Origin of the sequence: Collimonas sp. PA-H2, from assembly GCF_002564105.1 — a bacterium.
Classification (GTDB): Bacteria; Pseudomonadota; Gammaproteobacteria; order Burkholderiales; family Burkholderiaceae_D; genus Collimonas.
In genome coordinates, this window is sequence record NZ_PDBX01000001.1 from 1782783 (window position 1) to 1795278 (window position 12496).

The 12496-nt window shown below is 60.0% G+C and carries 10 protein-coding genes; 2 read left to right on the top strand and 8 right to left on the bottom strand.

Features of this window, described 5'->3' with window-relative positions; genetic code table 11:
- Positions 1 to 52: 52 nt before the first annotated feature.
- The 8 genes from BCF11_RS08050 to BCF11_RS08085 form a co-directional block, all read right to left on the bottom strand.
- The gene (locus BCF11_RS08050; RefSeq protein WP_098494281.1) at positions 53 to 1105 is read right to left on the bottom strand and encodes an aminopeptidase; all 1053 of its coding nucleotides are present in this window, start codon (positions 1103 to 1105) and stop codon (positions 53 to 55) included.
- Positions 1102 to 3219 carry a molybdopterin-dependent oxidoreductase gene (locus BCF11_RS08055; protein WP_098494282.1) on the bottom strand — a complete coding sequence of 706 codons (2118 nt, stop codon included), beginning with the start codon at positions 3217 to 3219 and terminating at the stop codon, positions 1102 to 1104. The genes BCF11_RS08050 and BCF11_RS08055 overlap by 4 nt, the downstream gene beginning before the upstream one ends.
- An 89-nt stretch (positions 3220 to 3308) precedes the next feature.
- Entirely contained in the window at positions 3309 to 4505 is a 1197-nt protein-coding gene (gene argE / locus BCF11_RS08060; RefSeq protein ID WP_098494283.1) for an acetylornithine deacetylase, read from the bottom strand.
- A 15-nt stretch (positions 4506 to 4520) separates the two neighbouring features.
- A complete protein-coding gene (locus BCF11_RS08065) occupies positions 4521 to 5555 on the bottom strand; it encodes an ABC transporter ATP-binding protein (protein ID WP_098494284.1) in 1035 nt (344 codons plus the stop codon).
- Positions 5552 to 6541, bottom strand: coding sequence for an ABC transporter ATP-binding protein (locus BCF11_RS08070; protein ID WP_098494285.1), 990 nt, complete (start codon positions 6539 to 6541; stop codon positions 5552 to 5554). The genes BCF11_RS08065 and BCF11_RS08070 overlap by 4 nt, the downstream gene beginning before the upstream one ends.
- Positions 6542 to 6547: 6 nt before the next feature.
- Positions 6548 to 7453: an ABC transporter permease gene (locus BCF11_RS08075; RefSeq protein WP_098494286.1), complete on the bottom strand. Its 906-nt coding sequence runs from the start codon at positions 7451 to 7453 to the stop codon at positions 6548 to 6550.
- 1 nt (position 7454) lies between these two features.
- The gene (locus BCF11_RS08080; protein ID WP_098494287.1) at positions 7455 to 8432 is read right to left on the bottom strand and encodes an ABC transporter permease; all 978 of its coding nucleotides are present in this window, start codon (positions 8430 to 8432) and stop codon (positions 7455 to 7457) included.
- 76 nt (positions 8433 to 8508) lie between these two features.
- Positions 8509 to 10059 carry an ABC transporter substrate-binding protein gene (locus BCF11_RS08085; protein WP_098494288.1) on the bottom strand — a complete coding sequence of 517 codons (1551 nt, stop codon included), beginning with the start codon at positions 10057 to 10059 and terminating at the stop codon, positions 8509 to 8511.
- A 161-nt stretch (positions 10060 to 10220) separates the two neighbouring features.
- Here BCF11_RS08085 and BCF11_RS08090 point away from each other — a divergent pair, with 161 nt between their 5' ends.
- Together BCF11_RS08090 and BCF11_RS08095 are read left to right on the top strand one after the other, a co-directional pair.
- Complete coding sequence (locus BCF11_RS08090) at positions 10221 to 11414, top strand: M20 aminoacylase family protein (RefSeq protein ID WP_098494289.1); 1194 nt, start codon at positions 10221 to 10223, stop codon at positions 11412 to 11414.
- 120 nt (positions 11415 to 11534) lie between these two features.
- Complete coding sequence (locus BCF11_RS08095; protein ID WP_098494290.1) at positions 11535 to 12422, top strand: SMP-30/gluconolactonase/LRE family protein; 888 nt, start codon at positions 11535 to 11537, stop codon at positions 12420 to 12422.
- Positions 12423 to 12496: the final 74 nt, after the last annotated feature.

The following is a 12496-nucleotide window of genomic DNA, read 5'->3' on the forward strand; positions in this document are numbered from 1 at the left end:
CTTGTCATTGTAACCAATAGCCTATCGCAATACGACGATCGGGCCGGCATTCTTATGCGGATGGAGTTTTTACCAGTGCGTCCAGCTGGCGATGCCTTTCTTCCTTGCTGAGCTTGGCCAGCCTGGCGACGGCGATATAAAACTTCGGCAAGGTCTGCTGCTGCGCCAGCAAAGCCTTGAATCCCGGCACCAGGTCGTAATAGGTCGCCACCAGCGCCAGGTGCGCATTCGACAGCGGCTCGGCAAACCAGCGGTCGTAGCCGGTATAACCGCCCCAGCTAGCCTTGAGCCGCTGGTAATCGTCCTGCAGGGCTACAAAGATCGCGGCTTTCCGCTGCAGCTTCTCAGCGTCGCTGCGATCGCTGGCGTAGTTGCTGGCCAGCTGTTCGCGGTACTTCAGCAGCAAGGCCAGGAACTCTTGCTTGCGTCCCTCAAACTGGACGTAGGCATCGCGCATTTTCTGGTCGCCGACCGCCTGCAGCCAGCGCTCGACGCCGGCTTGTTCCACGGTGGTGGCAAACGATTCATTGAACTGGGTATCGTCTTTTGCATAGACGGTCTGATGCGCCAGCTCATGGAAAATCAGCCGCGCCAGTTCGCCGTCCGGGTATTTGATGAAGGTCGACAGCAGCGGGTCGTTAAACCAGCCCAGCGTCGAATAGGCCGGCACACCGCTGACCTGGACATCGTAGCCTTGCTGCCGCATCTCGGCGGCAAATTTTTGCGCCGCTTCCTTGCTGAAGTAACCGCGATAATTCACGCAGCCGGCAATTGGAAAACACCATTGCCGGGGTTCCAGCGACAGCGCCGGCGCCGCCACCACGTTCCATAAGGCGAAGGGCCGCTGCAGGTCAGCGTACTCGGTATAGCTGCGGTTATCGGGCAGGCCGAGGTCGGTGACGGCAAAGCGGCGCATCTGCTTGCTGCGTTTCAGCTTGGCCTTGAGACCGGCGTCGGCGTTCGGATCGGCCAGCCAGTCTTCAATCGGATGGGCACGGTCGAGCAGGGAAAACTGGCCGTTGGCGGCTTGTCCGTAATAGGCCAGCTGGGCGCATCCCGACACCAGCACCAAGGCAAGCAGCGGAAGCAGCCGGCGCGTTCTCATGCGTTGGCGCTCATCCCGTCGGCGCCGCTGATTTGCACTTTTTCCACCTCCACCAGCACATCGTAGAAGGTCGGCGCACGTCCCATGTCGGTCAGGCGCTGGCTGGTCACTTCGTTAGCATTCTTGCCGTCGCTGGCCATTTTTTTCCACCAGATCGACAAGCCCACCACCAGGCCGGTCCTGGCCTTGTCGGTGACTCTCAGCTTGGCGTTGAAGCTACCGCGGTCGTTGAAGATGCGGACCGTATCGCCAGTGGCCAGGCTGCGTTGCGCGGCGTCAGCGGGATGCATGTCGAGATGGGGCTCGCCTTCGGTATCGCGCAGGCTTTTGACGTTGACGAAACTGGAGTTGAGGAAGTTACGCGCCGGCGGCGAAATCATCCCCAGCGGATATTTCTTGGCCAATTCGGGATTGCTGGCGCGCGACTCGTATGGCGCGATATACGTCGGCAAAGGATCGAGGCCGTCTTTCAGCATTTGCGCACTGTAGAACTCGCATTTGCCGGAGGGCGTGGGGAAGCCGCCATCGGCGAAAGGCGCATCCGGCATGTTCAGTTTCTGCCAGCCGTTCTGCTTGAGCGTGTCCCAGTCGAAATGGATGGCGCGTACGTTCTTGCGGTCAAACGCTTGCGCGGCGATTTCATCGTCGCTCTCGCGGAAGCAGGCATCGTCGAATCCCATGCGCGCCGCCAGCAGGCGGAAAATCTCGGTGTTCGGCTTGGCTTCGCCGAGCGGCGCAATCGCCGCATTGTTCGCCAGCATGTACAGGTGGCCGTAGGCCGAATGGGCGTCTACGTGTTCCAGCTGGGTAGTTGCCGGCAATACGATGTCGGCGTAATCGGCGGTATCGGTCTGGAAATGTTCCAGCACCACGGTGAACAAGTCTTCGCGCGCAAAGCCGTGGGCGACCACTCCCGACTCCGGCGCCACCGCCACAGGATTCGAGTTATACACGATCACCGCTTCGATTTTCGGGCCGAATTCAGGCGAGGCTTCACGCAGCAAATCGTCGCCGATGGTGCTCATGTTGATGGTGCGCGGCGCCACTCCTTGTTTCGCCAGGAAATCGGGACGCTGCAAAGCCTGGCTGTTCTTCGGAAAGCTGTCCGAAGCCGACAGCTGGACGCCGCCGGCAGCATGGCGCCAGGCGCCGACCAGCGCCGGCAGGCAGCTGATATTGCGCACCGCCATGCCGCCGCCGCGGACGCGCTGCAAACCGTAGTTGATGCGGATCGCCGCGCCCTCGCCGCGCAAGGCCGCAGCGCCATAGGCGCGCGCCAGCTCGGTCACTTCTTCGGCAGTAATACCGCACACTTCCGCAGTCTTTTGCGGCGTCCAGTCCAGCACCCGCTGTTTGAGCTGCTCGAACCCCAGTGTGTGGCGCGCAATGTAATCGTGGTCCAGCAAACCTTCGGCGATCAGCACATGCATCATGCCCAGCACCAGCGCCGAATCGGTGCCCGGCAGCAGCGCAATATGCTGATGGCATTTGTCGGCGGTCAGGGAACGGTAGGGATCGATGGCGATCAACTTGGCGCCGTTGCGCTTGGCTTCCTGCGCGCGCATCCAGAAATGCAGGTTGGAGGCGATCGGATTGCCGCCCCAGATCAGGATCAGCTTGGCGTTCTGGAATTGTTCGAGGTCAGTGCCTATCCTGGCTCCCAGGGTGTACTTGTAGCCGGCGCCGCCGGCCGAGGCGCAGATGGTGCGGTCCAGTAGCGAGGCGCCGATGCGGTTGAAAAAGCGCATCGACATCGACTCGCCCTGCACCAGGCCCATGGTGCCGGCATAGCTGTAAGGCAGGATGGCTTGCGGATTGCGCGCGGCGATCTGGCCCAGCCGTTCGGCAATCGTGGCGATTGCTTCATCCCAGCTGATCTGCACGAACTTGCCTTCGCCCTTGTTGCCGACCCGCTTGAGCGGATGCAGCAGGCGGTCCTTGTGATAGGTCCGTTCGGTGTAGCGCGAGACCTTGGTGCAGAGGACGCCGGCGGTGGTGGGATGGTCAGGATCGCCGCGAACTTCGGTGGCGACGCCGTCGGTCACCGTCACCAGCAATGCACAGGTATCGGGGCAGTCATGCGGACAAGCAGCACGAATGATGGAAGTAGTCATAATGTCATCAGAACCAAGGCGCTTCAATACGCTACTTTAGCAAAATCCTGCCGCACAGGATGACTATTAGATAGCCGCGCTCTTTTTTCCTATTTGCCGGCTTGCAGCTGCATCCCCGGATCCATCAGGCGCAGCATGAAAGCTTCGCACTGCGCCACCTGCTCCAGCGCCACGAACTCATTCGGCCGATGCGCCTGCTCGATGCTGCCCGGACCGCAGACCACGGTCGGAATGCCTGCGCGCTGGAACAGGCCGGCTTCAGTGCCGTAGGAAACCGCGCCATGCGATTTATTGCGCGCCAGCGCCTTCGCCAGCTGCACCACGGCATCGCTTTCCTGCATGTTGAGGCCGGGCGCCGACGCCAGCCATTCGAAGTCGATGGCGGCATTCGGCTCCACCCTTTGCATTTCCGGCAGCAAGGTCGCGGCGAAATCCTGGATTTCCTGATATAGGCGTTCGACATCGATGCCCGGCATGGTGCGCGCCTCGAATTCGAAGCGGCAATCCTTGGGCACGATGTTGGCGGCCAGGCCGCCATGGATCAGGCCGGTCTGCATGGTGGTGTAAGGCACCGTAAAGCCATAGTCACGCGTCTCAAGCTGGGCGAAGCGGTCTGCCATCTGGCGGATGTAGACGATGACGCGCGCCGCGTATTCGATCGAATTGACGCCCATGGTGGTGTAGCTGGAATGGGCTTCGCGGCCGCGCACGCAGCAGCGGAAACGATGCGTGCCTTTATGCGCGATGATCGGCTGCATCGAGGTCGGCTCGCCGACTATGCAAGCCGCCGGTTTCAGTCCCAGTTCCTGCAGATCCTTGATCAATCCTTGCACGCCGATGCAGCCCACTTCTTCGTCATACGACAGAGCGAAGTGCAGCGGCGCATCCATCTTCGCCGCCAGGAATTGAGGCGTCAGCGCCAGCGCGGTGGCGATGTAGCTCTTCATGTCGGCCGAGCCGCGGCCATACAGCAGGCCATCCTTGACGATGGCCTTGAAGGGATCGCTGTCCCAGGCCTGGCCTTCGACCGGCACCACGTCGGTATGGCCCGACAAGATCAGGCCCGGCTTGGAACCTTCGCCCAGGGTTGCAAACAGATTGGCTTTCTTGCCGCTGGCATCGTAGGACAGGCGCGATTTGACGCCGAAGCCAGCAAGGTAGTCGCGGGTCCATTCGATCAATCCCAGGTTGGAATCGCGCGATACGGTCGGGAACGCGATCAGGCGTTCTATCATTGCCATGACCTCGGCGGAAGGTGCCAGTGCGGTAGTGTGCGGGGTAGTCATAATTTGTCCTGTGGGCTAGCCATCGTTCAAATGGCAGGCGGAAAAATGGTTGCTGCTGATTTCTTTCAACTCCGGCTTTTCCTCTTTACAGCGCGCCATCGCATGCGGACAGCGCGGATGGAAATGACAGCCGGCGGGCGGATGCAGCGGCGACGGGATTTCGCCCTTCACCGCAAAGAATTCGGTTCTCCTGACTTCCAGCTTGGGCGCCGACGCCAGCAAGGCTTGGGTGTACGGATGATTCGCGCGGCCGAAGATGGTGTCGGCCGCGGCCGATTCGACAATGCGGCCAAGATACATGATCAGCACCCGGTCCGACAAATGGCGAACCACGCCCAGGTCGTGACTGATGAACAGATAGGTCAGATCGAGCTCATCACGCAGCTTGATGAACAGGTTCAGCACCTGAGCCTGGATCGACACATCCAGCGCCGCCACGGCCTCGTCGCACACCAGGAATTCCGGCTTGACCGCCAGGGCGCGCGCGATGCCGACGCGCGCCCGCTGGCCGCCGGAAAACTGGTGCGGAAAACGGCGCAGCATGCCGCCGTCCAGCCCCACCCTTTGCAACAGGCTCTCGACATATTCGCGCTGTTGCGCAGCGCTCACCATGCCATGCACCAGCGGCGCTTCGCCGACGATATCCTGCACCCGCATGCGCGGATTCAGCGAGGCATAGGGATCCTGGAAAATCATCTGGATCGCCAGTTGCTTCTTGCGCCGTTCAGGCACAGCCAGCTGTTCCAGCGACTGCCCTTTCCACAAGCGCGCGCCGGCGCTGAGGCTATGCAAACCGACCGCCATCCGCCCCAAGGTCGACTTGCCGCAGCCCGACTCGCCCACCAGCCCCACAACTTCGCCGCGCGCGATGCTCAGGCTGACGTCGTCAACCGCATGCACCACTTCCTGCTGCATGCGGGCGCCAAACAAGTTGGCGATTTTCTCTGCGCTATCCAGGCCCTTGACGAACTGCTTGCTGACCGCCTGCATTTCCAGCAGCGGCGGCGAAGCTGAGACTATTTCGGCCTGACGGTCTTCAAGCGCACTCATTGCACTGCCCCATTCGGACTATCCTGCAGTGGATGGAAACAGCGCAGCATGCGCTGGCCGATCGCGCGCAGCGGCGGCGTCCGCAGGCACTCATCGGTGGCATGGGCGCAGCGCGTACGGAATGCGCAGCCTTCGGGCAGATTCAATAGTGATGGCGTCATGCCGGGAATCTGCTGCAGCGGCTGGCCGCGCGGATTGCGTGACGGCGCCGACGCGATCAGGCCATGGGTATAAGGATGACGCGGATGTTCCAGCACTTGCTGCACCATGCCGCTTTCGACGATGCGGCCGGCGTACATCACCGCCACGGTATCGGCCAGGCCGGCCACCACCGACAGGTCGTGCGTGATCCAGATCAGCGCCGTGCCTGATTCCCGGCACAACTTCTGCATCTCGTACAAGATCTGTCCTTGTATCGTCACATCCAGGGCGGTGGTGGGTTCGTCGCAAATGATCAGGTCCGGCTTGTTCAGCAAAGCGATCGCAATCGCCACCCGTTGCCGCATGCCGCCTGAAAACTGATGCGGATACGCTTGCAAGCGTTCATCCGGTGAAGGAATGCCGACCCGCACCAGCGCCTCGCGCGCCATTTCGCGCGCCACCATCCTGCTCACATCCTGATGCGCACGCACGGCTTCCATCATTTGCGTATCGATGCGCAGCACAGGATTCAAGGTCATCATCGGATCCTGGAAAATCATGGCGATACGATTGCCGCGGATCTTGCGCATGGCTTCCGCCGGCAAGCCGCGCAGCTCGTTTCCCTGCAGCAGAATCTCGCCGGCGACAATTTTTCCAGGGGCGTCGATCAAGCCCATGATGGAATAACCGGTCATCGATTTTCCCGAGCCCGATTCGCCGACCAGGCCCATGATTTCACCGCGCTTGATGGAAAACGAAACCTGGTCGACCGCTTTCACCAGTCCGGCGCGAGTGGCAAACTGGGTCTGCAGATTGTTCACCACTAATGTCGCTGGAGTATCCATGGTTTTTTATTGTGTTTGCAGGCGTGGATTGAGGACGTCGCGCATCTGGTCCGCCACCAGGTTGATGGTCACCACGGTGAGCAACAAGGCGATGCCGGGAAACACACTGATCCAGTATTTACCGGAGAGCAGATACTGGAAGCCGTTAGCTATCAGCAAACCTAGCGACGGTTCGGTAATCGGCAAGCCCAGACCAAGGAAGGATAGCGTCGCTTCCAGCGAAATCGCCGACGCCACCTGCAAGGCAGCGATCACGATCAGCGGCGGCAGGCAGTTTGGCAGCAGATGGCGGAACATGATGCGCAAGGGCGACAGGCCAAGCGCCGTGGCCGCTTCGATGTATTCCTTCTTGCGTTCGACCAGCGCCGCGCTGCGGGTAGTGCGCGCGTAATAAGCCCATTGCACCGCCACCAGTGCAATGATGATCTTGTCCACGCCACGGCCGGTCAGCGCCAACAGGATCAGGGCGATCAGGATGGGTGGAAAAGACAGCTGGATATCCGCTATCCGCATGATGAACGCTTCCGTGCGGCCGCCGGCATACCCCGCCAGCAAGCCCAGCGTCAAGCCCAGCGACAGCGCGATGACTGTGCTGACCACGCCTACCATCACGGAAATACGAATGCCGTACAGGATTGCAGACAGCATGTCGCGTCCCTGGTCGTCGGTGCCGAGCAGATAAGTCATGCTGCCATCGACCGAAGCCTTGCCCGGTTCCAGGCGCGAGTCCATGACATCCAGCTTGGCCAGGTCGTAGGGATTCTGCGGTGAAATCACAGGCGCGAATATGGCCGCCAGCAGAATCAGCACCAGCAGCACGAAACCGATGGTGGCGATCTTGCTGCTGAAATAATTCCTGACGAAACGCTGCCAGGGTGTTTCTACGATCTCAATTGCCTGGGTCAGTTGCATGTCAGCCTTTGCTTTCTGCCAGGCGCACGCGCGGATCGAGTAGCGAGTACAGCATGTCCACCACCAGATTGATGAGGATGAAGATGGTGACGATCAATAACAGATAAGCGACGATCACCGGCCGGTCCAGCACGCGGATCGAATCGATGATCAGCTTGCCCATGCCGGGCCAGGCGAACACAGTTTCGGTGACGATGGAAAACGCAATGATCGAACCGAACTGCAAGGCGATCACAGTGACGATAGGAATCAGGATATTTTTCAGGACGTGGACGCCAATGATGCGGCTGTTGCGCAAGCCCTTGGCGCGAGCGAACTTGACATAGTCCTGCATCAGCGCCTCCTGCGCGCCGGAGCGCGTGAGGCGGATCACCAGCGCGATGTTGAACAGCGCCAGGTTGAAAGCTGGCATGAGAAGATGCTTCAGGCCGTCCCAGCCAAGGAAGCTGACCGGCACTCCCAGCAGCAATTGCGTCTCGCCGCGACCGCTGGTGGGCAGCCATCCCAGCTGCACCGCAAACACCATGATCAGCATCAGGCCGACCCAGAATGTCGGCAGCGAAAAGCCGAGGATGGAAACCGCCATGATCGCTTTGCCGGCGATGCCGTTGGAGCGCAGGCCGGCCAGCAGGCCGAGCGGCAGTCCCAGCACGATGGATAGCAGGATGGCTGCCGAAGACAATTCCAGCGTCGCCGGCATGCGCTCGAAAATCAGGCTCAGGGCCGGCGTCGAATAGGCAAATGAACGCCCCAGGTCGCCGCCGATCGCGTTCTTCAGGAAAATGAAATATTGCAGCCAGAGCGGCTTGTCCAGTCCAAAGGCAGCGATCACCTTGGCGCGCTCCAGCTGATCGGCATCGGGGCTGATCAGGACGTCGATCGGATTGCCGATCGCATACACGCCGATAAACACCAGCAGCGACATGACCAGCAGCACGACCAGACTTTGCAGTACGCGGCGGATGATAAAAGCCAGCATCGAATATCCCGGAATCCATAAAAAATCCGCTCGCCACTAGCAGTGAGCGGATATGCGCGCGATTTTATCCCTCTCTTTATTGCGGGTAGAATTGATAAGCGTGGGTACGCTCATCGGTGCGCGGGATATATACGATACCTTTTTTTGTGGCCCATGTCGTCACTTGCTGATGAATCGGGATGACGCCGCCGTCGTCGATGACGATCGCGGTGGCCTGCTGCAGCAGGCCTGAACGCTCCTTGTCATCGACGCTGGTGAGTGCCTTGGCCAGTACCGTATCCATTTTAGGATTACAGTATTTCAGCCAGTTGACTGCACCCATGCCCTTCGCTGGATTATCGCAAGCCACCATCGCCCGCAGCGGCGACGAAGCTTCACCGGTCTGCGCGCCCCATCCCAGCAGGCCGATCGAGTACTCGCTCTTGGCGCCGCGTGCCGCATAGACCGACATCGGCGCCCCTTCGACCTTGGTGGCGACCCCGATGCGCGACCACATCTGAGCGATGGTCTGGGCGATTTTCTCGTCGTTGATATAGCGGTTGTTCGGGGTATGCAAGGTCAGGCCGAAACCGTTCGGATAACCTGCTTCGGTCAGCAGTTTCCTGGCTGCCTCGGGATCGTATTTGGGCGGTTTGAGATCCGGATTATGGCCAAACAGCGCGGCCGGCACCAGGTTGATCGTGGGCTCCGACAAACCTTCCATGACGCGGTCGCGGATGGCGTCGCGGTTGATGGCGATCGACAGGGCGTGGCGCACACGCTGATCCATCAGCGGATTCTTGTCGAGCGGCTTGCCGTCTTTGTCGGTAACGAACGGCGACTTTTCGCGGCGCGTGTCCGGATATAGATAAATCACGCGGTGCGAGACCTTGGAGTAGAAACTCAGGTTCTTGTCCGCCCTGACTTTGGTCAGATCCGGCGTCGGCACATTTTCGATGGCTTGCACGTCGCCGGCCAGCAAGGCCGCCAGGCGGGTCGCGTCGTTGGGGATGAAGCGCAGGGTGACCTTGCTCCAGGCCGGCTTCTTTCCCCAGTAGTCGTTATTGCGTTCCAGTTCGACCCTGTCGTCGCGCTGGAATTTGACGAAGCGGAAGGGGCCGCTGCCGACCATGCCCTTGCCGCTGGCGAAGTCATCGCTGCTCAGGCCTTGCGTAGCCTTCTTCGACACGATGTAAATCGAGGTCAGGTCCGCCAGCAGCAGCGGATACGGCTCTTTGGTCGTGAGCTGGATCGTATAAGGATCGATGATTTTTTTATTGACGATGGCTTTGGTGTAGGTGTCGAATTTTCCCGGGCTGCCGACGATCGTGGCCGGCCGTTCCAGCGACCAGGCCACGTCTTCCGCCGTCAGCGGCGTGCCGTCGTGAAATTTCACGCCCTTGCGCAGCTTGAACTCCCAGGTCAGGCTGCTCACCAGCGTCCATGACTCGGCCAGCGCCGGAATGATGTGGCTGTCGGCATCCATCGCCACCAGTTGTTCAAAGATATGATCGGAAACGTTGATATTTGGAAACAGATTGTAGAAGTGGGGATCCATCGAAGACGGCGGTGAACTCATCGCCAGCTTGAACTCCTGGGCTGCCGCGGGAGGCAGGACAGACGCCGCCAGCGCCAGCAGACAAGCCATGAAGAATGCACGTAATCCCATTGCTGGCCAAGACATCAGACGCATAATGCTCTCCTGTGAGTGAACACCGATGGACCGTGTAGGCGTAATATACACATTCTGGACGCTACGCCTCCGACCTTTTTACAGGCAAGAGGCATGCCATATATCAGGAGCCGAATATGAATTTGATCGATCCCATCATCGCCTTCCAGGCGGAACTGCAAGCCATCCGACGTGATTTACACGCACATCCCGAACTCAACTATGAAGAACAGCGCACTTCCGACGTGGTGGCGCGCAAGCTTACCGAGTGGCAGATCCCGATCCTGCGCGGCATGGGCGTCACCGGTGTTGTCGGTATCATAAAGAACGGCAGCAGCGGCCGCGCTGTCGGCTTGCGTGCCGATATGGATGCCTTGCCGGTGCAAGAGTTGAATACTTTTCCACATGCCTCCCAACATCAGGGCAAGATGCACGCTTGCGGGCATGACGGCCACACCGCAATGTTGCTTGGTGCGGCGCATCATCTGTCCCGGCACCGCAATTTCGACGGTACTGTATATCTGATTTTCCAGCCGGCGGAAGAAGGCGGCGGCGGTGCGCAACGCATGATCGATGATGGCTTGTTTGAGAAATGCCCTGTGGAAGCGGTGTTCGGCATGCATAACTGGCCAGGCATGGCGACTGGCAGCTTTGGCGTGACGCCCGGGCCGATGATGGCGTCCAGTAATGAGTTCGAAGTGATCGTCACGGGCAAGGGTTCGCATGCTGCGCAGCCGCACAAAAGCGTCGATCCAGTCATGGTCGCGGTGCAGATCGCGCAAAGCTGGCAAACCATTGTTTCGCGCAACATCAACCCCAACGATCCGGCAGTGCTGTCGGTGACGCAGATTCATAGCGGCAGCGCCACCAATGTGATTCCCGATGTCGCCACGCTGATCGGCACGGTGCGGACTTTTTCATTGCCGGTGCTGGATACGATCGAGGCGCGCATGCGCGAAGTGGCGCAGCATACCGCGGCGGCATTCGGCGCTGAAGTGGAATTTCGCTTCCACCGTAATTATCCGCCGCTGGTGAACCATGCCAAGGAGACTGCATTTGCAGTCGAGGTGCTGCAGGCGATGGTTGGCAGCGACAACGTCGATCCGCAGGTTGAACCGACCATGGGCGCGGAAGATTTCGCTTTCATGCTGCAGAACAAACCGGGCTGCTATGTCTTCATTGGCAATGGCGAAGGCGCCCACCGGGACAGCGGCCACGGCCTCGGCCCCTGCAATCTGCACAACGCCAGCTACGATTTTAACGACGACTTGCTGCCGATTGGCGCCAGTTACTGGGTTAATCTCGCTGAAACTTATTTAAAGAAACAGTAATTGCCGAGTTGTGAGCGACGCAGCAACTACTTCCATGATGCGATCTGGCGGCTGTGATTCGATTGCGAATCACAGCATGCCGATTGCTTCCTTTCCGCCTTCTCTTTCCACATCACACACATGAATCAAATCGCAGCCGCGTACGACGTCCCTATGCAACTGGGTGAGTGCCCGCTTTGGCATGCAGCGGAAGCATCTCTTTACTGGGTCGATATTTCAGCGATGCAGGTGCATCGGCTGCATCCTGCCGACGGCAAGCACGCCATGTGGCAGCTGGATGCCGAGCCAGGCTGCATCGGCCTGCGCGCCGGCGGCGGGCTGGTCGTCGCCATGCGCACCGGCGTGGCATGCCTGGATACGGATAGCGGCGCGCTCACCCACATCGCCGATGCGCCTTATGACACGGCCACCGCGCGCTTCAACGATGGCCGCTGCGACGCTGCCGGCCGCTTCTGGGCAGGCACCATCTATGAGCCGCGCGACCATACCGGCGCCCAGCTGTATGCGATCGAAAAAGGCGTGGTGCGCGCCGCCGGAAATCCGGTGACGGTCTCCAATGGCCTCGGTTTCAGCGGCGACAGCCGTACCCTGTATCACAGCGACACCACTGCGCACAGGATCACCAGCTACGACTTCGATCTGGCCAGCGGCAAGATTGGCGCTGGCCATGTGCTCAGGCAGTTCGCCATGGACAAGAACGCGCCGGATTATGGCGGCCGCCCTGACGGCGCGGCGGTCGACAGCGAAGACGCTTACTGGTGCGCCATGTATGAGGGTGGCCGGCTGCTGCGCCTGTCGCCTGCCGGCGAAGTGTTGCAAGAGGTGATCGTACCGGTGCGCTGCCCGACCATGATGGCGTTTGGCGGACCTGATCTGCGTACGCTGTATATCACCAGCGTGCGTGAAAAACGCAGTACGGCAGAACTTGAAAAATATCCGCTGTCCGGCTGTGTCCTGGCGCTGCGCGTGGATGTACCTGGTAGAACAGAACCCGCTTATATCGCCTGATTTCAATATACAGAAGCGCCGTTTTACGACACGAATTGACTGTAGTCCGGCAACAATCTTCGTTTTCGACTATT

Coding starts and splice junctions, on each gene's coding strand:
- BCF11_RS08050 (WP_098494281.1), bottom strand. CDS start 1,105: ATGAGAACGCGCCGGCTGCTTCCGCTGCTTGCCTTGGTGCTGGTGTCG.
- BCF11_RS08055 (WP_098494282.1), bottom strand. CDS start 3,219: ATGACTACTTCCATCATTCGTGCTGCTTGTCCGCATGACTGCCCCGAT.
- argE (WP_098494283.1), bottom strand. CDS start 4,505: ATGACTACCCCGCACACTACCGCACTGGCACCTTCCGCCGAGGTCATG.
- BCF11_RS08065 (WP_098494284.1), bottom strand. CDS start 5,555: ATGAGTGCGCTTGAAGACCGTCAGGCCGAAATAGTCTCAGCTTCGCCG.
- BCF11_RS08070 (WP_098494285.1), bottom strand. CDS start 6,541: ATGGATACTCCAGCGACATTAGTGGTGAACAATCTGCAGACCCAGTTT.
- BCF11_RS08075 (WP_098494286.1), bottom strand. CDS start 7,453: ATGCAACTGACCCAGGCAATTGAGATCGTAGAAACACCCTGGCAGCGT.
- BCF11_RS08080 (WP_098494287.1), bottom strand. CDS start 8,432: ATGCTGGCTTTTATCATCCGCCGCGTACTGCAAAGTCTGGTCGTGCTG.
- BCF11_RS08085 (WP_098494288.1), bottom strand. CDS start 10,059: ATGGCTTGTCTGCTGGCGCTGGCGGCGTCTGTCCTGCCTCCCGCGGCA.
- BCF11_RS08090 (WP_098494289.1), top strand. CDS start 10,221: ATGAATTTGATCGATCCCATCATCGCCTTCCAGGCGGAACTGCAAGCC.
- BCF11_RS08095 (WP_098494290.1), top strand. CDS start 11,535: ATGAATCAAATCGCAGCCGCGTACGACGTCCCTATGCAACTGGGTGAG.